The sequence below is a fragment of the Streptomyces sp. NPDC057010 genome (genome assembly GCF_042673805.1).
Classification (GTDB): Bacteria; Actinomycetota; Actinomycetes; order Streptomycetales; family Streptomycetaceae; genus Streptomyces.
Genome location: NZ_JBHUSC010000016.1, coordinates 12613 through 37160 on the forward strand (window position 1 = coordinate 12613; position 24548 = coordinate 37160).

23 protein-coding genes, 2 pseudogenes and 1 CRISPR repeat array (1 of these 26 running past the window's edge) are annotated in these 24548 nt (G+C 69.9%); of the genes and pseudogenes, 11 read left to right on the forward strand and 14 right to left on the reverse strand.

Annotation, left to right across the window (positions count from 1 at the left end):
- Positions 1-473: a CRISPR direct-repeat array (repeat unit 29 nt; unit sequence GGGGTCATCCCCGCGTGCGCGGGGAGCAG) (it extends 348 nt beyond the left edge of the window).
- A 439-nt stretch (positions 474-912) separates the two neighbouring features.
- The 3 genes from ACFTXQ_RS16525 to ACFTXQ_RS16535 all read right to left on the reverse strand — a co-directional run bounded on the left by ACFTXQ_RS16525 (position 913) and on the right by ACFTXQ_RS16535 (position 3128).
- Positions 913-1446, reverse strand: coding sequence for a TetR/AcrR family transcriptional regulator (locus ACFTXQ_RS16525; protein ID WP_382641272.1), 534 nt, complete (start codon positions 1444-1446; stop codon positions 913-915).
- 512 nt (positions 1447-1958) lie between these two features.
- Positions 1959-2375 (reverse strand): hypothetical protein, encoded by a 417-nt coding sequence (locus ACFTXQ_RS16530; protein WP_382641274.1) that lies wholly within the window; start codon positions 2373-2375, stop codon positions 1959-1961.
- A 51-nt stretch (positions 2376-2426) separates the two neighbouring features.
- A complete protein-coding gene (locus ACFTXQ_RS16535) occupies positions 2427-3128 on the reverse strand; it encodes a hypothetical protein (protein ID WP_382641276.1) in 702 nt (233 codons plus the stop codon).
- A gap of 1042 nt (positions 3129-4170) precedes the next feature.
- Here ACFTXQ_RS16535 and ACFTXQ_RS16540 point away from each other — a divergent pair.
- On the forward strand, positions 4171-5331 hold the full coding sequence (locus ACFTXQ_RS16540) for a ParA family protein (RefSeq protein WP_382641278.1): 1161 nt from the start codon (positions 4171-4173) through the stop codon (positions 5329-5331).
- Positions 5328-6527 carry a ParB/RepB/Spo0J family partition protein gene (locus ACFTXQ_RS16545; protein WP_382641279.1) on the forward strand — a complete coding sequence of 400 codons (1200 nt, stop codon included), beginning with the start codon at positions 5328-5330 and terminating at the stop codon, positions 6525-6527. Before ACFTXQ_RS16540 ends, ACFTXQ_RS16545 begins: the two co-directional genes overlap by 4 nt.
- A gap of 129 nt (positions 6528-6656) precedes the next feature.
- On the opposite strand, the gene ACFTXQ_RS16550 is transcribed toward ACFTXQ_RS16545, so the two are convergent.
- The 3 genes from ACFTXQ_RS16550 to ACFTXQ_RS16560 all read right to left on the reverse strand — a co-directional run bounded on the left by ACFTXQ_RS16550 (position 6657) and on the right by ACFTXQ_RS16560 (position 8299).
- Positions 6657-7352 (reverse strand): DUF6193 family natural product biosynthesis protein, encoded by a 696-nt coding sequence (locus ACFTXQ_RS16550; protein WP_382641281.1) that lies wholly within the window; start codon positions 7350-7352, stop codon positions 6657-6659.
- Positions 7238-8035, reverse strand: coding sequence for a hypothetical protein (locus ACFTXQ_RS16555; RefSeq protein ID WP_382641283.1), 798 nt, complete (start codon positions 8033-8035; stop codon positions 7238-7240). The genes ACFTXQ_RS16550 and ACFTXQ_RS16555 overlap by 115 nt, the downstream gene beginning before the upstream one ends.
- Before the next feature lie 84 nt (positions 8036-8119).
- Positions 8120-8299: a hypothetical protein gene (locus ACFTXQ_RS16560; protein ID WP_382641285.1), complete on the reverse strand. Its 180-nt coding sequence runs from the start codon at positions 8297-8299 to the stop codon at positions 8120-8122.
- 329 nt (positions 8300-8628) lie between these two features.
- On the opposite strand from ACFTXQ_RS16560, the gene ACFTXQ_RS16565 reads away from it, so the two are divergent.
- On the forward strand, positions 8629-9069 hold the full coding sequence (locus ACFTXQ_RS16565) for a hypothetical protein (RefSeq protein ID WP_382641287.1): 441 nt from the start codon (positions 8629-8631) through the stop codon (positions 9067-9069).
- A 24-nt stretch (positions 9070-9093) separates the two neighbouring features.
- On the opposite strand, the gene ACFTXQ_RS16570 is transcribed toward ACFTXQ_RS16565, so the two are convergent.
- The gene (locus ACFTXQ_RS16570; protein WP_382641289.1) at positions 9094-9384 is read right to left on the reverse strand and encodes a hypothetical protein; all 291 of its coding nucleotides are present in this window, start codon (positions 9382-9384) and stop codon (positions 9094-9096) included.
- 386 nt (positions 9385-9770) lie between these two features.
- A complete protein-coding gene (locus tag ACFTXQ_RS16575; RefSeq protein WP_382641291.1) occupies positions 9771-9971 on the reverse strand; it encodes a hypothetical protein in 201 nt (66 codons plus the stop codon).
- Between the two features lie 210 nt (positions 9972-10181).
- On the opposite strand from ACFTXQ_RS16575, the gene ACFTXQ_RS16580 reads away from it, so the two are divergent.
- From ACFTXQ_RS16580 to ACFTXQ_RS16595, 4 genes and pseudogenes are all read left to right on the forward strand, one after another.
- Complete coding sequence (locus tag ACFTXQ_RS16580) at positions 10182-13199, forward strand: sel1 repeat family protein (protein WP_382641293.1); 3018 nt, start codon at positions 10182-10184, stop codon at positions 13197-13199.
- Positions 13200-13414: 215 nt separating this feature from the next.
- A complete protein-coding gene (locus ACFTXQ_RS16585; protein ID WP_382641295.1) occupies positions 13415-13834 on the forward strand; it encodes a hypothetical protein in 420 nt (139 codons plus the stop codon).
- Between the two features lie 169 nt (positions 13835-14003).
- Positions 14004-14367 (forward strand): annotated as a pseudogene (gene cas2e, locus ACFTXQ_RS16590) (type I-E CRISPR-associated endoribonuclease Cas2e).
- Positions 14368-14757: 390 nt separating this feature from the next.
- Positions 14758-15333, forward strand: coding sequence for a hypothetical protein (locus ACFTXQ_RS16595; RefSeq protein ID WP_382641297.1), 576 nt, complete (start codon positions 14758-14760; stop codon positions 15331-15333).
- Positions 15334-15338: 5 nt separating this feature from the next.
- On the opposite strand, the gene ACFTXQ_RS16600 is transcribed toward ACFTXQ_RS16595, so the two are convergent.
- The 3 genes from ACFTXQ_RS16600 to ACFTXQ_RS16610 all read right to left on the reverse strand — a co-directional run bounded on the left by ACFTXQ_RS16600 (position 15339) and on the right by ACFTXQ_RS16610 (position 17636).
- Entirely contained in the window at positions 15339-15920 is a 582-nt protein-coding gene (locus tag ACFTXQ_RS16600) for a recombinase family protein (RefSeq protein WP_382641299.1), read from the reverse strand.
- A gap of 7 nt (positions 15921-15927) precedes the next feature.
- The gene (locus ACFTXQ_RS16605) at positions 15928-16761 is read right to left on the reverse strand and encodes an endonuclease domain-containing protein (RefSeq protein WP_382641301.1); all 834 of its coding nucleotides are present in this window, start codon (positions 16759-16761) and stop codon (positions 15928-15930) included.
- A gap of 125 nt (positions 16762-16886) precedes the next feature.
- Positions 16887-17636, reverse strand: coding sequence for a hypothetical protein (locus tag ACFTXQ_RS16610; protein ID WP_382641303.1), 750 nt, complete (start codon positions 17634-17636; stop codon positions 16887-16889).
- 203 nt (positions 17637-17839) lie between these two features.
- Between ACFTXQ_RS16610 and ACFTXQ_RS16615 the strand changes: the two genes are divergently transcribed.
- A complete protein-coding gene (locus tag ACFTXQ_RS16615; protein WP_382641305.1) occupies positions 17840-18418 on the forward strand; it encodes a hypothetical protein in 579 nt (192 codons plus the stop codon).
- A gap of 22 nt (positions 18419-18440) precedes the next feature.
- Here the strand turns inward: ACFTXQ_RS16615 and ACFTXQ_RS16620 are convergent, their stop codons facing one another.
- A complete protein-coding gene (locus ACFTXQ_RS16620; RefSeq protein WP_382641416.1) occupies positions 18441-18689 on the reverse strand; it encodes a recombinase family protein in 249 nt (82 codons plus the stop codon).
- Between the two features lie 3 nt (positions 18690-18692).
- Here ACFTXQ_RS16620 and ACFTXQ_RS16625 point away from each other — a divergent pair.
- Positions 18693-18803, forward strand: a pseudogene (locus ACFTXQ_RS16625) (Mu transposase C-terminal domain-containing protein); the annotation flags it as partial.
- A 40-nt stretch (positions 18804-18843) separates the two neighbouring features.
- A complete protein-coding gene (locus ACFTXQ_RS16630; protein ID WP_382641307.1) occupies positions 18844-19545 on the forward strand; it encodes a hypothetical protein in 702 nt (233 codons plus the stop codon).
- Positions 19546-19724: 179 nt separating this feature from the next.
- Here the strand turns inward: ACFTXQ_RS16630 and ACFTXQ_RS16635 are convergent, their stop codons facing one another.
- Positions 19725-19916 (reverse strand): hypothetical protein, encoded by a 192-nt coding sequence (locus ACFTXQ_RS16635; RefSeq protein WP_382641308.1) that lies wholly within the window; start codon positions 19914-19916, stop codon positions 19725-19727.
- 192 nt (positions 19917-20108) lie between these two features.
- A complete protein-coding gene (locus ACFTXQ_RS16640; protein ID WP_382641310.1) occupies positions 20109-20549 on the reverse strand; it encodes a hypothetical protein in 441 nt (146 codons plus the stop codon).
- 67 nt (positions 20550-20616) lie between these two features.
- Here ACFTXQ_RS16640 and mobF point away from each other — a divergent pair, with 67 nt between their 5' ends.
- On the forward strand, positions 20617-24534 hold the full coding sequence (gene mobF / locus ACFTXQ_RS16645) for a MobF family relaxase (protein WP_382641312.1): 3918 nt from the start codon (positions 20617-20619) through the stop codon (positions 24532-24534).
- Positions 24535-24548 lie beyond the last annotated feature (14 nt).

The window sequence follows — 24548 nt, forward strand, 5'->3', positions numbered from 1 at the left end:
ATCGCCCGCTGGACGTCGGGGTCATCCCCGCGTGCGCGGGGAGCAGGAGGCCCCGCCTGAGCCTGAACCCTCCGGGTTGGGGTCATCCCCGCGTGCGCGGGGAGCAGTCCCGCCGCTTGATGGCCGTGGCCAAGCCGTCGGGGTCATCCCCGCGTGCGCGGGGAGCAGACCTCGGCTCTCGTGCTGATGGCCTACAACCTGGGGTCATCCCCGCGTGCGCGGGGAGCAGCACCGCGGCTAGTGGGAGTGATCAACATGACGAGGGTCATCCCCGCGTGCGCGGGGAGCAGGATTGGGCGCGCGGTCTGCTGGCTGTGGGACTGGGGTCATCCCCGCGTGCGCGGGGAGCAGGCGAAGCCGCCGGTGCCGACCTCGGGGCGGTGGGGGTCATCCCCGCGTGCGCGGGGAGCAGCCGGTGGTCTTCAGCCCGGGCAGCTGGTCGTCGGGGTCATCCCCGCGTGCGCGGGGAGCAGGCTCATTGACCTGGGACTCTAGGCGGGCCGAGGGGCGTTCGCGAGCACTTTCGCCGAATCCGGCAATTCCGTCATACCTCCCGGCCGACCGCACCCGCGCAGCACGGACCGCACCGACCGGGGCATACAGCGACCAACTGCCGTACGTCGCAAGCGCCTGACCCGCCCCTCGTACCGCCACAAGGTGGCCGCAGTGATCATCGAGGCGGGGAGTAGGCGCATGGGCGGGGCGGGGGACGAGCGCCGACGGCGGAGATGGATCGCGCTTCACCTCGGGGGCCTTCGACCGGGCCGCCATAGCGGCGCCTCCGCTTCGACGACGTGTGGCTGCACATTGTCCGCACGGTTGCCACCTGGCTCACGGAAACCGCTTTGCTCGACAGCGAGTGCACCGCCGGAACCATCTCCGACACCCGTAAGTGAGGGCTGCGGTGCGGGCTCAGAGACCGGGGACAAGGGCTCGCTCCAGGGCGTCGAACGCCGCGTTCACCAGCGCGCGGTGGTCTTCGGCCACGTCCGCCGCACGCTCTCCGGCGAGCTGCCGGCCGGCGGTGGTGACGTAGGCGGCCCGGTACGCGGCGACGGTCAGAGCCGCCGTTAGGCGGGCGTCGGGGCCGCCGATCGCGTCGGCCAGGGCGTTCTCCTCCTCCACGCCTTCGCGTGCCCGCGCTCGAAGTGCCGGGGAGTCGAGCACGATCTGCCAGAAGTGCGGGAAGGTGTCGCCGACGGCCGCCAGCGGGTGGCGCTCGTCGAGAAGCCGGAGGAGCAGCGCGCGCAAGCCGGTGAGCGGGGACGCGCCCTGCCCGCGGTCCCTCACCGCTGCGGAGAACAACTCGACGGCCTCGGGGATCCGATCGAGGAAGAGATCCTCCTTGCGCGGAAAGTGGTTGAAGACCGTCATCGTCGAGACGTTGGCGGCTTTGGCGACCTCGGCCACGGTCAACCCGGCATTCGCGGTCACAGCAGTAGGCACGGACTGCTCGCCTCCCACCGCGCTCCCCGCAAAGGGAAGAGGTGGTGGACGAGACAATCTCATCGCCCCTCCGGAGGTCCACCCCCGCGTGCGCGGGGAGCAGTTCCTGGTATTCGCCGCGATCCAGACCGGCATGGGGTCATCCCCGCGTGCGCGGGGAGCAGCCGGGGCGCAGCGCGAAGTACCTGGAGATCCCGGGGTCATCCCCGCGTGTGCGGGGAGCAGACTTCGTGAGCTGCAACTCTATGGCCGAAGAGGCTGGCTTCTGAGTAGTTTCATGGAATCCGACATTTCCGGGATGACGCGCATATCGGCTGCCCTGCTGCGTCACACGTCGGCATCGGCGGTGACGCCTGCACCGCTTCGAGCGGGACACGGTCGCCGGGCTCGGCGTAATCCAGCTGCCCTGAGCCGGGACTCGGCGGATATACTCGGGGCACCAACTGTTACTCAGGCGCGGAAGGCCCCCCACCTCGGTGGGGGGCCTTCTGTCTGTGCGCTGTTCCGCCTGCTCAGGCGACCTGGAGCTTCGGGCGGCCCGTCGAGGCCGGCGGGGCCTGGTGGTACGTCGGGAGCTTCAGGTTGGGGAGGTCCCCCGCCTGGATGCGGGCGAGGGCGGCGCGGAAAGCCGCCTCCATGGACTCCGGGGTCTCGTACTTCGCCGCCAGCGGGTGCAGCCGGTACGAGTTGCCGGTGCGCTCCTCACTGCGCGGCCGGAGCACGATGTTCAGCTCGCACAGCGGCGCCATGAGTCCGCTGACGGCCTGGGGCGTGACCCCGTACTCGGCCGCCATGTCCTTCTGCCGCACCGGCAGCGTCCCCCCGAACTCGCTGCGCGAGACGAGGTACTGGAGGAACTTGACGGCGGACCCGGACAACGGCAGCGCCCAGATGCGCTCCGCGATGATCGGAGACATGACGTTAGCCATGGAACAGCCTTCCTCGTGAGCGGGCGCCCGCGCAGGGGCATGGCAGAACTATCACCCGGTACGTCTCCTCGCGCGATAGCTCTCCTCGGGCACGATGCCGAGGTCCAGCTCCTCCTGGTGCGCGCCTTCCGGCCCCACCGCGTAGGGGAACACCTCGGCGTCGTGGTCGTGCCGGTCGGCGATGTCGGCCAGCACTTCCTGCTGGGACGTGCTGTTGCCGTGGAACCACAGGCGCACGTTGATCTGGATCCGGCCGTTGCCGGCCTTCTCCACCCAGTTGTAGCCGCACAGCGCCTGGACGGCCCGGTTGACCGTGGACCGCGTGATCATCTTGCCGCCCTTCTGCGCGGCAATCTTGTTCAGGCCGTCCGTGATCTCCTGCTGCGTGTACTGGGTGATGCCGGTCCCCGGCACCTGTCCTCCCGCGACGAACAGGAAGACGCACAGCTGGGACTTGGTGATGCTGTTCGCGACGGCCAGCTGCGCCAGCAGTTGCGTGAACCAGTTGCTGGCCAGGCTGTACCCGGCGCCCCCGGCCATGTCGTGGACGGTGCGCGGATCGGCCGCGTACTCGAAGGTGACTCCCTTGAGCTTGCGGCGGCCGCCGGGGTCGGCCGCTTCGGCGACCTTCTCCCCCAGCTGCTGGCCGAGGACGGCCAGGATGTCTCCGTACTCGGCGTCGTTGCCGGCAGCGGTGGGGGCGGGTACAGCCCGGGGCCCGCGCCGGCGACGGGCGGGCGGATCAGATGTCACAGGACCTCCTTGTTACTCAGGCGGTCCGAGACTATCCAAAAAATCAAGCAGTGCTTGTCTTTTGGCGGTTCGGCGCGTCGCGGAGGGCCCCGGATCCCGGGTCTGTTCGAACGGCGCGCGGAAAGTACACAGTACGTGAAGTTTTCTCGCCTCCAAGCCCCGAAAGTACACGACTCCTTGATTTAGGTTGCCGTGATGACGTCACATTCGTGTAGATGCCACGGATGTGGACGGGCTCTTCGAGCGCCTCGGCCCAACGCGCTGACCTGCGGCGTTCCCAAGCCGGTTGGGCTCCCCGAAAACTCAACTGGTGCTTGAGTTTTCCGCGAAATGTGCTCTCTAGGTACACATTTTGGGAGCCGAAATGTGTCCTGGGGGACACATCCCCTCCGACAAACATGCAGGTCACAGCCCTGCGGCGGCGGCGCCCTCTTACTAAAGAGCAAGGTGACGGACGGCCTTGGTCCAGCCGCCTTGTTTTGACAATTATCCGACTTCGTCCACTTCCTGACTCCCCGACACTCTTCGGGACACTCCTCACCGGACCCGACTGACACACCAGCCGACGCACCTTCACCTCACGCGAGCCGCAGTCTTCCGACAGCCTCAGCACCCGCACCTCAGCCCCGGCCGGTATCAACCACTGCTGCTCCTGGCCCTCATGGCCAGTGAGGGCGCCCAGCGCCCGAGGGGTGCACCGCCGACCGTCAGGGAGGCGGGGCAGGCCGTGAGGGGGAGCGGGTCCAGGGCGCCTGAGCGCCTGGCGAGGGGGTCTGGGGGGCGAGTAGCCCCCCATGCTGCGGCCGGTCCAGCGCGGCCTAGGCGCTGGCGGGGTCCAGGGGCTGGCCCCTGGGATTCACGGTGGTCAGGAGGAAATGGACAAGAGCCCGGATCGAGCAGTGGTCGTCGGGAAGTGATGGCCTCTCGCGCCGGCAGGTCGCCACCGCCAATAGGTCAATTCGGGACAACAACTTCCATACACAGCTGAGATGTTTCGGTGTGCCTCTTCGCCTTCCCCCAAGAAGGTTAGTAAGGTACCCGCATGACCGCTCCATACGATCCGGAAGTCAGGGAAAAGGTAGTCGCCAAGCTGCCCGCCTCCCTGCGGCAGGAACTCAAGGTCCGCGCCGCCCAGTTGGGCGTGGACATCCAGGACGCCGTCACCGAGGGCGTCCACGCCTGGCGTGCCGACGCCTCCGCGGCCACCCCCGTGGACACCTCCGGCGCCTCCTCCTTCTCCACCTACCTCCCCACCGGCCTCTACGGGGAGTTCAAGGAGGACTGCCGGGTACGGGAGGTCCCGTACAACCAGGGCCTCGCCCAGTCCATCCGGCTGTGGCTCGACACCCACCCCTCCCCCGCCGGGCGACGCCGTCCGTCCCACGAGGGCGCACGCCGGATCGTGGTCTGCAATCAGAAGGGCGGCGTCGGCAAGAGCGCCATCAGCAACGGGCTCTCCCAGGCCCTCGCCGAGACCGGTGCCCGCGTCTGCGTCATCGATTTCGACCCCCAGGGCCACCTCACCCGCCACCTCGGCGCCGAGATGCTCGGCATCAAGGAGCCGAGCCTCGCCAAGCACATGCTCGGCGAGATCGAGGGCCGGGTCCGTGAGCTCCTCGTCCCCATCGAGCACGGGGTGTTCGCCGGCCGCCTCTTCCTCCTGCCCTCCTGCAAGGACGCCTTCCTCCTCGACGCCCGGCTGGCCACCACGCGCCACGTCCGGACGAAGGAGACCGCGCTGGAGAAGGCCCTGGAGGACCTGGAGGAGGAGTTCGACTACATCGTCGTCGACTGCCCGCCCAGCCTCGGCTACACCATGGACACCGCGCTCTACTACGCCCGTACGCGCGAGGGCGAGGCCCCCAAGACCTCAGGCATCATCGTGCCCGTCCAGGCCGAGGACACCTCCGCCGACGCGTACGACATGCTCAGCGAGCAGATCGAGGACCTGGTCGACGACCTCGACATCGACATCGCGCAGCTCGGCTTCGTCGTCAACCTCTACGACAGCCGCAAGGGCTACGTCGTCACCTCCTCCCTCAACAGCTGGAAGGAGTTCGGGGACCCGCCGGTCATCACCGTGATCTCCGACCTGAAGGAGCAGCGCGAAGCGGTACGGGTCAAGCTGCCGCTGCTGCACTACGCGCCGGACTGCGAGCAGTCCGAAGCCATGCGCGAGATCGCCCGGAGGATCGCGGCATGAGCAAGAGCGACCTCCTCGGCACCGGCGCCGCCTTCAGCAACGCCCGCCGCACCGGCGGCCGCAGCGAGCGCGGCCGGGCCAAGGCCATCGCCCAGGGCGACGTGCCGGCGTACGAACTCATCCGGGTGCCCCTCGACCAAGTCTCCCCCACTCCCCTCAACCCGCGCCGCAACTTCGGCACGGACGAGGAGATGACGCGCTTCGGCGAGGAGCTGCGGCAGGCGCAGCTGTCCGCGTGTGTCGTGGTCAGCCGGAACGCGTACCTCGGCCTGTGGCCCGAGCACGACTCCCGCATCGGGGCGGCCGCGTATGTCCTGATCAACGGCGAGCGCCGGTTCCGCAGCGCCCTGCACGTGGGGCTGGAGTCGCTGGACTTCGTCGTACGGGACGACCTCGCGGCCTCCCGTACGGACTTCATCGACCACCTCCTCGCCGAGAACCTGGAGCGGGAGGACTTCGACGTCATCGAGCGCGCCCGCGGTGTGCAGCAGCTCGTCGACACCTGCGCGGAGCAGGGCAAGGAACACGGCGCGAAGTCGCGGGCGGCGGAGCGGCTGGGCAAGTCGCCGTCGTGGGTGACGAACCAGCTGGTGCTGCTGGAGCTTCCGGATGAGATCCAGGCGATGCTCAGCGCGGGGGAGATGCCGGAGCGGGACGGCCGGGCGCTCGCCCGCGCGGCGAAGGACCGCCCGGGCGCCGGCGCGGCCGAACTCCTGACCCTGCTGGACGCGACGAAGGTCCAGGAAGCCCAGGTCAAGGCGGTGCAGCGGGAGATCCTGCGGGAGGCACAGGAGCCCGCACCGGCCCGCGCGGCGGCCGAGCCGGCGCCGGCCGGGGGAGTGGCGCAGACGCCCGAGCCGGATCCGCAGCCGGCCCGACTTTTGTCCGCGGACAAAAGTCGGGAGCCCGAGGCACCCCCGGCGGCGCCCGCTCAGCCCGCCCCCGAGAGTGCCGAGCCGGTGCGGGCGACGGTGGCGGCGCCTGCTCCGGCCTCTGCTCCGGCACCTGTTCCGGTGACGCCGAGCGCGCCGGAGCCGGAGGGCGTCATCCCGTCCCAGGCGCGGAGCACGGAGGCGGCCGGCCCGCTGGCGTGGAAGGACCCGAAGGCGGTCTACGAGGCGATCCGCCTCAACATGTCGGCCGAGCACCGCGAGGAGCTGGCTCTGCTCCTGATGGACGAGAACCAGGACAGCTAGCAGCCAACCGCTCCGACTTTTGTCCGCGGACAAAAGTCGGAGCCCCCGCCCAGGGCCCCACCGCGTACGACGAACGCGGTGGGGCCTTCTGCGTCGGACTCTGCGCATGTCTGGTGCCTGGGGGAGTGATCACCCCTCCGCAGCGCCGGCCGAGCCTGCCACGGCAGGTCCGACCTCCGGGGGGAAGTGGGCCATGACGAGGGCCACTGCTTCGTCTGCAGTTTCCGTCTCGCCGATCACAGTGCCCCTGGGGCGGCGACTGCGGACGCGGAACCGTCCGTTGTGGAGAGGCTCGACGAACGGCACCTGGATGTCCCAGGGGTAGCTGGTGCAGCAGCTGAAGAGCAAGGCCCAGTGGCTGGTGAATGGGTAGAGCTGCCGCAGTCGGGGTTCTGCCCCAGCTGCCGAAAGGAGAGGGAGGATGCCCGGAAACGCGGCCCCGGGGTTGCGCAGGGAGTGCCGCTCGAGCGTCCATTGCCACACCAATGGAAGCGCCTGCCACGCCGCCTCCACCGTCTCGGCCGGACCACGCCGCCGAGCTGCGGCCATGTCGGGAAGAGCCGGCCTCGGCGGGTCGAGCAGCGGTGGTTTCGCAGGGGCGAGGTCATCCGAGGTCATGGCCCCAGTGTGACTCCCGCGCCTGAAGTCCTGTTCCCACGCGTGGGGCTTCCGAGGCCCCGACTTTTGTCCGCGGACAAAAGTCGAGGGGTTCAGAGCGGTAGTACCGGCCGGGTGGAGAAGTCCTCGTAGAGGCCCTCGCCGTCCGGGCTGTAGACGAACTCGGCCGTGAAGGGGTTGCGGTTGGCAGTGGCCAGGGGGAGCCATGCCAGGAGGTTGCCGTACCCGCCGCACACCGACTCGCCGCCGTCCCCGCCGTGCACCGCCGTAACGTCGCTGGTCAGCTCCATGCTGTAGGTGTCGTAGGCGATGTGCAGGCCGAACGCGTTGGGTTTGCTGTGCGGTCCGGTCAGATCGCCATAGGGGATACGGTCGAGCGGGCAGTCGTCGCCCCACCGGAAGAGGGTGGCAGCGCCTGCTCCGCACGCGTGCTCCCACTCGTCGGAGGTGGGCACCCGCAGGCCGCGCGCCGCCAGCACGGTCGGCATGTCGGCGGGGAGCTCGGTCAGGTCCTCGGTCTCCACGGCCATCAGCACCGTCGCCAGGGTGGCGGTCCGGTACGGGCTGAGAACCTCCGCCAGGTGGGCCCGTAGGTCGGGGCCGTACCCGAAGTCCTGCTCCAGGCTTGCCTCGTAGTCGGCGGTCTGTTCCGGCGTCGGCCGCCAGCTGTCCAGATCGAACCCGAGGGTCACTGTGCCGCCGGGTATCAAGGCAAACTCCTCACCGGCACGCTCAATCCGGACCCGGTGCAGCGGGGCACCGAGGTGCTCGACGGTCTCGACGGAGGTCACGCGGCCTTCCACCAGGTCTGCCGCCTGCTGGGCGATGCGGCGGGCGGTGGGCAGGTCGGCGGACCGCCACTGGTCGAGCGTGAGTTCGGCGAGAGACATGGACCGCAGTGTGGCACGGGGGTCCGACACAGGAGGCGAGCCGCCGGCGGGGGCGGGGTACATCCCCGGCCCCCGCCGACGTCCTCAGCGCGGGCCGCGGCGCCGCATCAGGATCGTCAGCGTCGCCCGGGCGTCGCGCCGGCGCTCCGGGCTGCGGGAGAGGACGGAGGCCGCGGCCACCGTGACCATGGCGGCGGTGTAGGCCAGGCCGGTGGCGGCGGTCAGCGTGGCCGCGTCGTGGATTACTGACGGCAGGACGGACATGCGGATCCCCCTCGGGAGAGTCGCCCGGTGGTCTTGTCCCGCCGGGCTTCGGTCCCACAGGTATGCAGCGTCCGGAGACTGTCCGGCGATGTCCGGACGGCCCGCAGCCCGCCAAGTGCGCTGCTCAGGACGGGAATGGCGGGGTTTCCGGTGAAGTTCCGGGGAAGCCCGGTTGGGGCCCTACCTCTTCCGCCAGGCTCGGAGGGGACGGGCAGCTTGGCGGATGAGGATCACCCGCCAAGCAGAACCGCTGTGACCTGTCCTGGCGATCATCGGGCAGGGCGCCTCGGTGTTACCTTGCCTCGGGATTCCGGAAGGGGGGCCGGCACGTGGGCAGTGACCTGCGGAGCGCGGCTGTGGCGGCGCTCAGCGAACTGGGACGAAGCGCTGACTGGCGTGACCGGGCAGATGCCGGCCACAGCCTGGCAGGGTACGCCGAGATGCCGGAGGCCCTGGGGCCACTGCTGGAGCTTGTGCTCGACCCCGGCGACACCTTTGTCACCCGGCGCACCGCACAGGGCTTGCTGCGGCGAAACGACAGAGCAGGGCTGTCGATCGTCGCGTCCGCCCTGGCGGTGGCCGAACCGAACCACAGCGATTGGATCCACACCGCGGTCGTCGACGTATGCAGCATCTTCTCCGCGGACCTGGAGGAGGCGCTACGCCTCTGCGAGGAAATGCTGCTGGACCCCGACGATCGCGTGGCCCTGGGGGCCCGTCGGCTGCACGAGGTCCTGGCAGACATCGATCCTGGCTTTGTTGGTGAGTAGTCGCACGAGGCTTCGTGAGCATCCTCAGTGCTCACGGCTCCTCGACCACCACCAGCCGCCCGCCGTGAAGGCGTTCACCGGCCCAGGATTCGGCAGGGTGCGACGCTCGAACTCATCGTCGATGCGAGCAATCAGCCTGCCGAGGTCGCGCCGGGCACCGCCAGGGAGGTGAAGCATGACCTCTTCCAGATCATCGCGGGCATACTCGACCTCCAGTCCGGGCTGCCAGACCTGGGATGCGTTCAGATAGCGGCCACGTTGCCTGAACGCCCACTCGAAACGGGCGACCGCGTCAGCAACCGCGCCGGGCCACATCCGCTCATCCTCGACGCGGCGGACAGCTGCACGAGTCCTCGCGGAAACGTCCCGGATCCGCCGAACTACGACGTGTCTGCGAGGCCGCCACCGCTCAGCACGGACGGCCTTCGGGCGCCTACGCGGCATCGCCCTTTCTGATCAACATGCTGTCATCCTGCCACGAACGCAGCCGACATCACACGCACGATCGAGCCCCGCCGACCGGGACGTGTTCGGCCCGATCACGTGACTACGCTGTGGCCGACGACAGCCGAACCACGCTCTGTCGGATGTGGTTCGGATGGCACCAGCGGCGGTCGTAAGGGTCCGCGTCATCGCCCCCTCGCGTACCTGCGGAGCGGAGCCCGGTCCGTCGGACCGGGGTCTCACCGGCAGGGTGACGCTCACGGCGTCCTGCGCGCCCTGCGCGTGGCACGCAGCAGGACACCCAGCGTGCGGTGTGCCGCAGTGCGGCGCCAGGCGTGGCGAGACCAGACGGCGGGCAGCACGACGCCCAGAAACACGAGAACGAACGCGGCTACGACGAGAGCGGTCAGCGGGGGCGCGGCATTGCCCACCAGCTGGACGATGTCGGCGAAGTGCACGGAAACCTCCTGGAGGAAGAAGATCGGTGAAGGCCGCGTCCGGGACCGATGCACCCGGAGCAGTGGTCATGACCGTGGCCGTCCGCCCGGGTGTCCGTCTGCCTTCCGTCGCAGGTTGGACAGTTGCCCTGCCGGGGAGCAGGTGCCCGCCCTAGGCTGCGCAGGTGTCCACCCATGACCAGGTGGACACCGAACAGTGGGGAGGAGCACATGACGTTCACCGTGCCGCAGCAGGAAAGAGACCCTGAACAGTCGTTCCTGCAGGCTCTGCGCGCACTCGGTGACTGGCATGGTGCGCACCGGGAACGGCTGCCCTCCGTACGAGCCCTGGCACGCCACCTGAACGCGTCTCCGACCACCGTCGGAAAATGGCTCGAGGGCGCACAGGCTCCCCAACAACCCGAACGCCTCCTCGAGCTGATCGGTCACCTGTCCAGCTGTGCGGCGGCAGCCGGTATCGCACTCCCCGACCCACCTGACCTGCTCGACGCCGACGCCTGGCGCCAACGCCAGGCAGCCCTTCACGCGCACCGCACCCACACCGTGCGCGAAGGCGTGCGCCGTGCCCAGTCCGCTGCCGCCCTGGGCCAGGAGGAACTGCGCGCACGCGCCGCGGCGCTGCCGGACAAACCTCGGCCGCTTGACCAATGGACTGCCGCGCAGCTGGGTGTCCACGCCGCCGTCGCGGGCGGTGCGGCTGTCACGGCCGGGTTCGTACTGCCGGCCTACGTCGACCGACCGCACGACGCGGAGCTACGCGCCCATCTGGCGTCCGCGGCCGACGGGGCCGACTCCGTCATGGTGGTGGTGCGCGGACCGTCGTGCGCAGGCAAGACCCGCACCGCGTACGAGGCCGTGAAGAGGACCCTGCCCGACTGGCGCCTCGTCTTCCCGAAGGGGGCCGACAGCCTGCTGGCCCTCCTGGCAGCCGACGCCCTGGGCCCCCGCACGGTGCTGTGGATGAACGAGGCGCAGGAGTTCCTGCTGGGCCCGGCCGGGGAAGCCGCCGCGGCGGCGCTGCGCCGCAGGCTGGAGCAGCCCGGGCCTGTGGTGGTGATGGCGACACTGTGGCCCGAGTACCACCAGACCCTCACCTCCGGCCCCCTCTCCCATGCCGAGGATCCCCATCCGCACGCGCGCGCCCTCCTGACGGCTGTGGCTGCGGTCGATGTACCTCCTGAATTCACGGCGGAGGCCCTGACGCGGCTGCGCGTCTCAGACGATCCATCACTGAGGGTGGCCGGTCGGACCAGTGTCGGCGCACGGGTCACCCAGACCCTGGCCGCCGGCCCCCAACTGATCGCCCACTGGCAGCATCCCGCCGGACCTGCCGGCCGCTACGGCAGCGCGCTCATCACCGCCGCCATGGACGCCCGCCGGCTGGGCTGCACCTCTGCTCTACCTCTGGCCCTTCTGGAGGAAGCCGCCCCGGGCTATCTCAACAGCCAGGAACGTGCCGCTGCCTCCGACGACTGGTTCACGGACGCACTGGCGTACGCCCGTACCAAGGTCAAAGGCGTTGCCGCAGCCCTCGAACACGTCCCGCGCCCCACTGGCATGGGCGCGCTGCCGGGCGTATGCACCCTTGCGGACTACTTGGATCACCACGCCCGCTCCTCGCGGCGGTTCCAGGTCCCACCGGACAGCTTCTGGGACGCGGTCCTGCACCACGCCCAGTCCATCAGCACCCAGGACCTGCTCGCCCTGGCCGGGGCGGCGGAGGACCGGTGGCGTCTCCGCCGGGCCTTTCAGCTATACGAGCAAGCCGCGGAAGGCGGCGGCAGCAGCCGGGCTCTCACCGCTCTCGCTCGGCTGCGCCAACAGACGAAGAACCACGAGGAGGTAGAACGGCTCTACCAGCGGGCCGCCGACGCCGGTGACCCGGCCGCCCTCATCGTGGCCGCCAAGCGTGCGAAGAAGATTGGTGCACCTCTGGAGGCGGCACGCCTGTACCGCCTTGCGGCCGACGCAGGCAGCAGTCAGGCCTGGGAGGAACTGGTGCTGCTGGAGCTCCAGGAGAACGGTGTGGCGGGAGCGGAGGACGTTGCCCGGCAGGCCGCAGGGGCAGGGCATCCAGAGGCCGTGGACTGTCTGCTCGGACCGGACACACCGCTCGACGCGGACACGACCGCGCACCTGATGCAGATCGCTGCAGACACCGGCCGACACCAACTGCAACGGGAGCTGGCCAGACGCTGGCACGAGGAGGGCTACCCGGCAGAGGCGGAACGCCTGTACCGGATCGCGGTGGACGCCGGCTCCACGCTCGCCCTGCGCGATCTCTCTTTGCTCTGCGAGGAGGCCGGCAGACACGACGAAGCCGAGGATCTCGCCCTGCAGGCCGCAGTAGTGTCCCAGGTGTTCCAGGGGGGCTTGAGCAGGGACGAGCGTCCGCGCTGGCCAGCAGGCCGTGGGCCCTTGCAGGAGCTGGCCCGCTCTCGGGCCGATGCGGGCGATCTCGAGGAAGCGGAACGCCTCTACGAAGTTGCCGCCGAGACCGGGGATCCGGACGCCTTGCGCTACATCGCCCGACGACGGGAGGACGACGGAGAGCTCGAGGAAGCCGCTCAGCTGTACCGGCGGGCCGCAGAAGCCAGAAACGCCCACTTGCGGCGCAGGCTGCTGCCGTTCATCAAGGATGCTGCGCTGCGGCAAGAGTTGGCGCACGTTTTTCAGCAGAGAAGTATGCAGCCGCAGGCCCTCCGAGACCTGGCCATGATGGAAGAACGTGCCGGCAACATGCACGAGGCGGAGCGTCTGCATCAGTTGGCCGGTGGGCAGACACACCAGCTCCTTCGGCTGCGGATCGAGGCCAAACAGTGGCAACAGGCTGAAGACATCGCCGCGGAGCTCGCGCGCGCCGGAGACACCAGCCCGTTGTGCATCCTCGCCTTCGCCTTCGAAAAGGAGGGAGAGGAGGACCGGGCAGCACACCTCTACCAGCAGGCATCCGATGCCGGCGACACCATGGCGGCCGCTCCGCTGGTCCGCCTCATGCGTAGAACCTGGGGTCCCAGCCATCCGCGCTCGGTGGACAAGCCGAGCCACGGCCGTCCGCCCTCACCCGAGCAGCTGGTGATGGCAGAACACCTGGCGCGACGGAACGCGGACGCGGGAGAAAGCTCCCTGCTGCATCAACTGGGCAGAAGGAAGGACGTGGGCCCGGACATAGAGCAGCTCTATCAGTACGGGCTCGAAGCGGACGGGACCATCTCACTCCCCTGGTGAGCACAAGCTGCCTGGGAGGCCCGACTTTTGTCCGCGGACAAAAGTCGGGGCCGTGCCGTGCATCCTTCCGGCAGGCTGGCCATCGGTGTCTGGAGGTCCCGTCTCATCGGACCGTGACCGCTTTCGCCGGCCTCGGATGGCCATCCTGTTCGCCTCATCCAACCTTGATCATCGCCAGGGGCGCCTTGTGGCCCGGGCCGCGTACCCTCGGCTGCGTGCCTCGCCATTCGAAGAAGCCCCGCCGCCTGGTCGCCGACGGGCGCGTGTACATGTGGACGATGCGCCACAACCACCAAAAGGACCACGACGGCCGGTCCGTGGACTGCCGCCAAGTCCTCACCCTGACCCCGCAGCCGGCCGGCACCGGCGGCCCGCTGCGCATTGTCTTTGCCGACGGGCCAGGCCGGTACGTCCCAGGCGGGGCCCCCTTCGGCTCCGGGGACGTGGGCTTCACCCAGGGCGCAGACCTGAACCTGCACGAACCGGGCGCGGTCCGGGCGCTGCTCGACGTGGTGCTGGCCGGCGGGTGGCAGCCGGGGGAGCGGCGGGCGGTGGAGGTCGACGGCTGGCCCCTTCTGGAGGCGGCGGCCGCTGCGCGAGCCTCAGGCGCTGGTTTCGAGGGCCCGCAGGGGTGACTCCTTTTCGCCTGCCTGCATAAGGCGACCAGCTCGGCACCACGCTCCGGGACCAGCCCCTGAGCTTCGACCCGGCGTGCCGTCGGTACGCCCTGCGCAATGTCGTGTCGGGCCGCGGTATCGCAGTCCCCGCCGACCGCAACTACGCGGACACTGACGAGGTCACCTGGTGACGGTCATGATCCTCACCCAGTGCCCGGCTGGCCTCCGCGGGTTCCTGACCCGCTGGCTCCTCGAGATCTCGCCTGGCGTCTTCGGCGGAGGCCATCGGCACGGGTGCGACGTTGTCGGAGGAGGTCAAGCGGTACGCCGGCAACGGGCGCGCCCTACTCGCGTACACCAGCAGCAACGAACAAGGACTCGCCTTCGAGACCCACGACCACAAGTGGCAACCGGTCGACCGGGAGGGCGTTACATTGATCCGTCGCCCCACGGACCGCACCCCCCAATCGCCACCACCGGTGACGCCGGGCTGGAGCGAGGCAGCCAAACGCCGCAGCTTCAGCGGGCTGTTAGAGAGCGGCCTACCCTAAATGTCAGACTCCGTAGAAGTGCTGAAAGACCGGCCACATGGCTCTTGAACCTGCAGGTCACGAAGCCTGTTCCCCGCACCCGCGGGGATGACCCCATGGCGTGCAATGTCTGCCAGGCACGCGCTCGCTGCTCCCTGCCCCCGCGGGGATGACCCGGCCACGAGCCGCGCCCTTATTGGTGAACTCAACCTGCTCCCCGCACTCGCCGGGATGATCCCCTTCGGTGGCTGGCAGTTGTCGTGCAACACGAGAGAGTCAGGGGCCGGCGACATGACGGGTGGCAGTGGTGGACCTGCCCCCTTGGGTCTTCGTGCTGCCGCCAAGGCAGTGCGGACATACAGTGACGCGCGAGGCCCTGCGGGGCCGTACGTGAGACAGGCAGGCTCCAGCATGAAGAAATCGGCTCGGACCGAGTGGTGGGAGCAACTGCCGGCGGGGATCCGTGGCGAGATCGACGGGTACGTCCTTCGAGACGACAGGCACTCGGCGATCCACGTCGTCGTCGATGTCGGCCTCGTCCGTGATGACATCGGGATCGGTACTGCTCAGTTGATCGTTGGTGACCGTTACGCCCACTACGGCGACAGGATCGCCCGTGCCCCGGGCAGCCCCCTCGATCTGGAGTCTTTGGCCTACCGCGCCGACGGCGCTGCTGGTCGCATCCTGGCGATCGAGGCGATTTGGGAGGGCGACGCCGTCCGCGAGTGGTTCGTGAGGCTGCTGGCCATCACCACTGACCCCGAAGAGGAGCACCCGTTGGCCACCATCTACACGAGCACGGCCAAACGGCACTTTGGTGAAGATGTCGACCGTGGCGAGCTGCACCCGGCGGGGGTGGCCGCTGAAAGGGCGGGCAGCGCCCTGGCCACCCACCTTTCAGTTCCGTTTCACTTCGCCAGTCCGGGCACTCCAGACGACGAAGCTCCGCGCTGGCAGCTGCCCAAGCCGAGTGAGACCGGCATTTAACGCGCTTATGTTCGACTGCTGTTACGGGCCCTCCGGGGTGGCGGTGGCTTCGTCGTACGCGGCGAGGGTGCGGGAGAGGGTGGAGCGGCCGACGCCGAGATGGTGGGCGATGGCGGTAACGGATTCGTTCGCGTCGCGTCGCGGCGGCGGAGGGCGACTGCGAGCTTGTCTCCGTCGACCGCGGGTGGGCGGCCGCCGTGGTTGCCGTCGGCCGCGGCAGTGTCCAGGCCGATCAGGGTCCGCTCGTGGATGAACTCCCGCTCGACTTCCTCTATCGCGGCGAAGGCCATGAACAGCACCTTGCCGGCGCCCTGCGGGTCGTACAGGCCGGAGAGCGGGCCGGCGAGGATCTCCAAGCGGTGGTCGCGCTCCGCCAAGTCCTGCGCGGAGGTGATCAGCTCGACCATGTTGCGGCCGAGCCGGTCGAGCATGGTGATGGTGAGCGTGTCGGCCGGGCGCAGGTCGGCGAGCGCGGCGATGTACTCGGGGCGGATCTTCTCCCTGGTGCCGATCTTCTCGACGTGGATGCGGATGCAGCTGGCTGCCTTACTGGCTCCACAGCGACAACCTGTGCTGTCGGGCGACATGGGAATGTCAGTGGCCCGCGACATCGAGCGCGTCAGTGGCATCTTGCAGAAGGGACTCCTCGCGGCGACGCTCGTACCTCCGGAGGTAGTCCTCGAAAACCGGCACGTTGGTGACGCTGCGGCCGACAAGCTCGTACCAGGACAGCCCTTGCGTGTTGCACAGCTGGCATAGGTAGCCGCGGACGCACTTCCCGCATGAGGGGCCGCGGGATGGGCAGCAGGCGCTGTCATGGTCGATGTGAAAGGCGTTGTCCCCTTCCTGCCACTGCCGCTTGCAGATGTCGCAGCGGTGGTCACGGGACTCACGGAACTCTCGGACTGCCTCCATCGACGGGAACTTGAACCGCTTCATGAGCACGTAGTCCGGCTGACAAGTGGCGCAGTAGGTCGACCGTCCGCCAAGCTGGGGCGACGAGCGGCCGAACTCTGCGAGGGGCTTGACGTCCTTGCAAGCGGGGCACCGCTTCAGGCCGGCTTCCAGCAGCAAATTCGCCTCATCCTGGCTGATCCGCAGGGTGAACAGGGGCACCAGCTCGCGGCCTCGATCGTCCTGCTGGTAGTGGGCGTTGCACAGCCCCCTGCCGACCGTGGGCAGACCGCACGGTGCGTTGGATTCTTCCGGCCCCGGCCCGGTGCAAAACTCCGGCATGGTCCGCCGCCGCTGCCGGATCGGGCGCAGGTCCTTGCCGGCCGCGCGCTGCTGATTGTGAGCGTCGCAGAGCTTGTTGGAGCGCATAGGCCGTTCACATGGCGGGTACAGGGAGGACCCTGGCGGGAACGCCGTGCATGTCTTGCCGACCATGATGGGAGCGGGCGACTGAGAGGTCTGGATGTCCGTCACGGCCGGAGGGTATAGGGCGGGTCTGACACCGCACCCGCTGCAGGCATGGAACGACGGCTCCGTGACTGTCGGGCGCAGAGTAGATGTCAGTGCGGCGCAGGGTTTCGTAAGTGGCGCGTCGCAGGTCAACTGCTCCAGCGGGCCACGATGGCGTGATTGACGCGGAAGAGAACGTCGCACTCCGCGCAGTACGCACTGCCGAAGACGTAGGTCAGCTTGCTCGCGACTTCGTGCTGACCATCGGCGAGAGCACGCGCGTGAAGCCGCTTGGCCATCCCTTCCAAGGAGGAGGGGTCTGCGGGCTGCAACTCCCTACGGTGCCCAGCAGCCTCGTTCATGTAGGAGCCGTCGGTCGTTGAGAAGTAGCCGTACTCGCCGAACACCACGAAGTTCTCGGCCTCGCACACAGGGCAGGGAACCTCGAACTCCTCACCGCTGAGACCGTGCAGTTCCTCCCCCCACACCTCGACTCCCTCGAAAGCCAGCAGGGCTTCCAGCAGTTCCACATAGCGATCTGGACTGCCGGTCAGCGACGGATGGCGCAGTGCCCGCTCCACCAGCTCGATCAGCTCAGCGATCTCGGCAGCGTAGGCATCTTTTGGATCAGGCGTCCCGTAGGGCCGGTCGGTGCTGGCAACGATGGAAGCGGCCAAGAGCAAGGGCATGGTTCGGTCTGTAGCCGTCAACTGGCGCGCCTTCTCGGCGAGCGCGGGCAGGGCGGCGTAGCTCGCGGGGTAGACCGTTCCTTGGTGGCACAGGCGGGACCAGAGCTCGTTCCACGCGGGACTCTCCGGATCGGGCCCGGCTGCCTTGAGGAGGCCGGGCACGTCTTCGGCGGTGCCGTAGGCATGGGTGAGCTGAGACCAGTCCGTCATAGGGCTGATCAAAGCAGACGCTTCCAGCATCAAAGACTGCGCCCTGGTGTCGGGCGACGGGAGAGAGTCAGTGGTCGGCGGCGTGGCGTGTGGCAGCTCTGGGGCCTCTCTGGATCTTCGTGCTGTGGTGAACGCGGTGCTGGACGTACAGTGACGCGCGGGGCCCTGCGGTGAGGGCCGCGTGGGGAACAGGCAGGCTCTGCATGATGCGGAAACCGGACCGGACCGCCCGGTGGGAGCAGCTGCCGGCGGGGATCCGCGACCAGATCGACGGGTACGTCCTTCAGGACGCCATGCTCGCGGCGATCCGTGTCGTCGTCGATGTCGGCCTGGTCCGTGATGATGTGGGGGTCGGTACTGCTCAGCTCATCGTCGGCGACCGCTACGCCCACTACGGCGACAGGATCGCCCGTGCCCCGCACAGTCCGCTAGACCTGGAGTCCTTGGCCTACCGTGCTGGCGGCGCCGCTGGCCGCATCGTGGCGATCGAGGCGATCTGGGACGGCGACACCGTCCACGACTGGTTTGTGAGACTGCTGGCCATCACCGCCGAACCCGCGGAAGACCATCTGCTGGCCACCATCTACGCGAGCACGGGCAAGCGGTACCTAGGCGAGGACGAGGACGGTAGCCCACGTCATCCGGCGGCGACTGCCGCTGAAAGGGCTGGTAGCGGTCTGGCCGCCCACCTTTCGGTTCCCTTCCATTTCGCGAGTCCGGACACTCCGGACGACGAGGCTCCGCGCTGGCAGCCAACCATGTTGAGCGAGCCCGGCCTTTAGCGGCTATTCGGTCGGCTTCGGTTTACGGGCTCTCTCGGGTGGCGATGGCTCCGTCGTACGCGGCCAGGGTCCGGTAGAGGGTTGAGCGGCCGACGCCGAGGTGCCGGGCGATCGAGGTGACGGATTCGTTGGCGTCGCGGCGCCGTAGCGCGACGGCGAGCATGTCGCCGTCGACGGCTGGCGGGCGGCCGCCGTGGTTGCCCTTCTCGGCGGCGGTATCCAGGCCGGTCAGGGTCCGTTCGTGGATGAACTCCCGCTCGACTTCCGCCACCTGATGCTCGCCGCCACCGACCGCACGATCCAGAAGGACGGCATCAGCTTCCGCTCCCTGACCTACGTAGCCCCCGAGCTGTACGGGCGCGGCGGCCAGCGGGTACAGATCCGGTACATGCCGCACGACGACCGGCAGATCGAGGTCTACGCCGGTGCCGAGCACGTGTGCACCGCGTACCCGACCGGGCAGCTCACTCCCGAGCAGACCGAAGCGTTCCGCGCCCACGCCCGCGCCGAGGCCGAACGCCTGGGCCGCGAACGACCCCGCCGACCGCCTACCGACCTGGCTCACCCCCACCGTCTGCCGGGCCCTGCGTGCCACTGTCGCCACCGACGCGGCGGCCGTCACCGTCCTGTCCCTGCACCTGTCGGCCGCCCCCGACCGGTTCGCCCACGTGCTGTGCCGCAACGTCGACGAGGACGGCCACTACCTGTACCTGCCGACCTTCAGCGACAACGCCGTCTACCTACGTACCGACTGGGCCGCCGAACTCGACCACAACGAGGACGACGAGTGCCCCAGCTACGGACACACCACCGGCAAGACACCCCTGCCCCCGTACGCCGCCGAGATCCTCGCCGCCCAACTCGCCCACCGCCGCGCCGAAGGCTCCGGAACCCGCGGCCACCTCTTCGTCAACTACCAGGACCCGGCAACGGCGGCCTCCGAACGCACCCTGACCGAGCTGATCCTGCGCACCTGCCGCCGGATCGGCATCCACCCCCACTGGCTCCACCGCGGCGCGTGCCGCGAGGACGGACAGATCGGCGCCGGCCCCACCCCCCACACCGACTGGATGACCGCCCGCCGCCTCACCGTCACCGTCCTCGACGACCAGGGCGGAGACCTGTGAACTGCTGGTACCAGGCACCGCCGCGCAGGCGGCAGCCCCGCGGCTGGGGAACCGAAATCCGCCGCCGCCTCCACAGCGCCGGCATGACCAGCTGGGAACTCGCCGACCTCCTCGGCGTCCACGAGAACGACATCCGGCTCGACGCACTGCCCAACCAGCCGCTGCACGTCGTCCTCGAACTAGCCAGGCTCCTGGACCTCCATCCCGCCGACCTCGCCCCGTTCGCCGAAGAGGTCTACCGCCTGCCGCGTCACCACCAGGTCCAGCAACCGCACGACCCCGCAGCCGAAGCCGACGCGACCGCCGTCCTCGGCGCTCTCGCGTACGCCGGACGCCCGCTTACCGCCGACTACCTCGCCGACTGCTTGCACTGGGACACCGACCGAACCATCGAGGCACTCGACCACGCCTGGGCCAACCCCGGCCTCGGAGGGCCGTACGCCCTGCGCCGGGTCGCCCCCGCGCACTTCACCCTCGCCCCACGTATGGACGTCCTCACCGACGACCAGATGAACGCGATCCACCCCGGCAACCACACCGCGACTTGGCGGAAGCCTGACGGATCACACCGCCGGCCCCTCCAGTACGACGTCCTCAGCGACCTCGACGCCGAAGTCCTCTACCAGGCCTGGCACGACGGCTCCGTTAGCGCCGGCAGGGGCGGCCCTTGGTCCTATGCCGTTGCCGGCCTCATCGACGCGGGATACCTCACCGTCACCACCGAGGGCGACACCGTCCTGGCCGACGCCGTCCAGTACAGCCTCCGCGCCATCGACACCGACGACGTCAATCCCTACTGACAGCCCTCGTGTCGCCGACCACTGACACGTCATGTCGCCAGCCGCTGACATCCAGCTGTCGTCCGACAGCCTGATTCCGGCCGCTCGATCACCTCGCGCCAGCGCCGTGCCCTGTCCTGGACCAGCAGCCAAGAGGGGCCCGCGGATGTGGGAGCTGGGGTGTTTGCAGTCGGCGATGTTCCGACTTTGAATGATCTTTAGCACTCCAGGTATCTTTGATACGCGATCATGGACCGTGATGCAGGGGCGCGCCAGATGAGGGGGTGGGAAGGTGGGGTACGCGACACCCATCTACGCCCCCGAGCAGGTCGAGTACCGGCTGAGCGAAGACTGCGGATGCGACCGGGCCGAGGACGCTCAGGTCGAGTACCGGCTCGCCGGGGAGAGCACCCTTCGGTGGATCGGCGGCGGTCTGGCCGAGCTGGGTCTGGTCGCCGGCGGGCGCGTCGATCCGGGCGCCGCTCGCGCGCTGATGGACGGTCGGGACTGGCGTACCGGCGAGCAGTTGGTCGCGCGGAAGCAGGCCCTCGATCCGCGGGGGAAGGTGATCGCGCGGGTGGTTGTGGACGCTCTCGCCGAGGCCGCGGCCACCGCAGGGAAAACGGTTTCGGAGTACTTGGGTCGGCCCGCGTTGGCCAAGCGGTTCGGGCAGGCCGAGCGCGGCATCCTGCGCGACGGTGAGACGCACCTGCTGCCGCTGGCCGACGCCGAGCGCCTGGCCGCGGCCGCCGGGCTCGCCCTCGACGAGCTGTACGGCACGGACACGGTGGCCGAGGCCCGCAAGTGGATGGGGCACCGCGTCGATGTCGGCCTGCGCGGCGTGGACATCACCCTGGACCTGCCGAAGAGCATCTCGGTGGCCTACGGGCTGGCCGGTGCCGAGCTCGCCGGGCGGATCGAGGAGGACTGGCTGGCGTCCGTCACCGAGGCCGTGCACGCGCTGGAGGAGTGGGCGGCGTACGGGATGGCCGGCCACCACGGGGACGGCCGGCAGGCCGAGCGGGTGGAGACGTCCGGGCTGATCGGCTGGACGACGCTGCACCGTTCCGCGCGCCCGGTGGACGGTTCGCCCGGCGACCCGCACCTGCACGTCCACGTGAACATCGCGCACATGGCGAAGTGCGTGGACGGCAAGTGGCGCACGATCGCGGGCGGCGGCGAGGACCTCCACCGCTACGCCCACCTGGTCAACGAGATCGCCGAGGGACGGCTGAGGGCGAGGCTGGCGGAGACGTTCGGGGCCCGTTTCGAGCGCTCTGGGACCACGGGGGCGTGGGAACTCGCGGGAGTCGACGAAGGACTGCGCGGTGCGTTCTCCCGCCGCCACCGGCAGGTCATCGACCTGGCGGGCGAGGGCGCCTCACGCGAGCAGCAGAAGGCGGCTGCCCGTAAGAGCGCGGAGGCCAAGGAGGACGCCGGCCCGGGCGCGCCGAGGGAGGCCTGGCGCACCCGGGCGGCCGCCGTGCTCGGCGGCGGCGAGGCGGCGGTCAACGCCATGGTCGCGGCAGCGCTGCCCGGATGGGGCGGATCGGCTCCGCCGCTGTCTGCGGGAGGTGGCCCGCAGATGCCGAGCCCGGCCGAGATCGCAGCTCAGATCTGGGACGCCGAGCACGGGCTGACCGCGTCCCGCAAGACCGTTTCCCACACGCACGTGATGGCGGCCGTCGCCAAGACGTTGCCCTACCTGCTGTCGACGCAGCAGCTGACCGCCCTGACGGACGAAGTCCTCGCGGTGGGCGGCCACGCGGTCCGCCTGGCCGACTCCAACCGCGGGCACCACACTCACCGGCAGCGGTACACGCACACCACGGTCGTGGCTGCCGAGCAGGACATCATCGAGTGCGCCGCGGCCGGCCTGGACCAGCACCTGGCCCAGCTGACCACCGAGGCCGCCGAGATGACGCTCGCCTCCGTCGAGGTCGCCAACTCCACCGCCGACCGCCCCTTCACGTTCAGCGCCGAGCAGCGCGCCGTGGTGATGCGGTTGCTGACCGCCGGTCACGCGGTCGACGCGGTCATCGGAGTCGCCGGCGCCGGCAAGACCACCCTCATGCAGGCCGCCCGTACCGGTTGGGAGGCCGCGGGCCTGCGCGTCGTGGGCGCCTCCACCGCCGCCGTGGCCGCCGCGAACCTGGCCGCCGAGGCGGGGATCGAGTCCCGGACCATCGCCGCGTGGACCCACGAGGTCAGCGGCGGCCGCGGCCTGCACGGGGTCGGCGTACTGGTCATCGACGAGGCCGCGATGGTCGACGACCGGGCGCTCGCCGCGCTCCTGCGGCACGCGGACGGCACCGGCACCAAGGTCGTGGCCGTCGGCGACCCGCTCCAGCTCCGCGCGGTCGGCATCGGCGGCGGCTTCGCCCGCATCCACCGCATCGTCGACGGCCTGCAGCTCACCGAGAACCGCCGTCAGCGCGATGTCGTCGAGCGGGCCGCCCTGCAGGACTGGCGCAGCGGCGCCCGTACGAGCGCACTCGCCGCGTTCGCCGACCACGGCCGTGTGCACGCCGAGGACACCGCCACCGAGGCCTTGACCTCGATGCTGGCCGCCTGGAACGAAGCACGCGCCCGCTGGGCCGGTGACCCGCACGGCCAGGTCTGCGAACTCCTGCTGCTCGCCGCCCGCCGAGCGGACGTCGCCGTCCTCAACGCGGGCGCCCGCGCCGCCCTGGTCGCCTCCGGCGAGCTGGAGCAGGGGCGTACGTACGCGGTCGCGGGCGGCGGACGGATCGACTTCGCGGCCGGGGACCTGGTCCACATCCGCCGCAACGACTACCGCAGTCGGCGGGACGAGGCCGCGGTCGATGTCCTCAACGGGTTCCGGGGCGTGGTCCTGGCGCTGGACGAGCGCAGAGGCGTACTCGTCCAGTGGCGCCGCCCCCGTCCGACCGGCGGGTTCGCGATGTACGAGGCCTGGATGTCGGCCCGCGACATTGCAGAGGGGCGCCTCACCCACGCCTACGCGATGACGATCGGCTCGGCCCAGGGCCTCACCGCCGCGGTCACCATCGCCTACGGCCTGCACGCCGACTCCCACAGCCTCTACCCGGCCCTGTCCCGAGCCCGCCGGGAGAGCCACCTCCACCTCCCGCTCGACGAGTTGGAGGACCACCCCACCCGCGCCGCTCTCGGACCGGTCCGCACGGATGCCGACCGCCTGGACCGGGCAGTTGCCGCCTACGGACGCATCCTCCAGGCCGACGCCGTTGCCGACGGCATCATGGTCACCGACGAGCTCACCCGCGTCCGAGTCCCGGCCGCCCGGACCCTGGTCAGGGAAGAGCCCGCGTACACCCCATGGCAGCAGCGCCCGTACGGGCACCTGCCCGCGCAACACCTGACCGCCCGCGCGGCCGAGGCGGGCGCCGCCGCGCAGCGCGCGGAGGATATGGCCGCCGAGCACGAGCGCCAGGCCGGCGTTCAGCAGAGCCGCCTGGACGCGCCCGTCACCCCGGGCGGAGCCTTCGCCGCCGAGGCGTACGAGGTCCTGTCCCGTGCCGGCGCCTGGACGCAGCGGGCACGGGAGGAAGCGGAGCGCCACGCGGCGGCGCTGCGGCACGCCGAGTCGATGCGGCACGTCCTGGAGCGGATCGAGCAGTCCGCGCAGAAGGGCCGGCTCGCACTCCGACTGGCCGGCACCAGCCGCAAGGAGACCGCGGCGCTGGCCACCCAGTACGAACAGCAGCGCGCGGCCGCGGCCGACGAGGCCCAGCGGGCCTCCCGCGCCTCCGCCCAGGCACTGCGCGAGGGCTGGCAGGCCCTCGCCGCCCACCCGCACACCTCCCTGCTCGCGCAGGGTGGGGCGGCCCTGACCCCACCCGGGGACGTCCGGGCGATGGACCTGCTCCTCGAGGCGATGCGCCGGCGCGTACCCGTACTGGCCGCCCGCCTCGACGCCCGGCTCGCCGAGGACATCGAGCGGCTACGGGCCGACGAAGCTGCCCAGCGGGCGGCGGCCACGGGACACCGGGCGACCGCCGACGGGATGAGTCAGGAGACCGCCCTACGCGAGGAGATGCGCGCCACGGCCCCCGTCCGGCACGCCCGCGAAACCGACGAGCGCGCCGCCGCCACCCGGCGAGGACCTCAGGGCCGGATGCCCCCACCGCAGCCGACATGGACTACTCCCGTCGCCCAGCACCTTCAGGCGCCCACCAGGCCAGGGGGCGGAAGGGATTTCCCAAGATGATGCTCCGGTGTGGG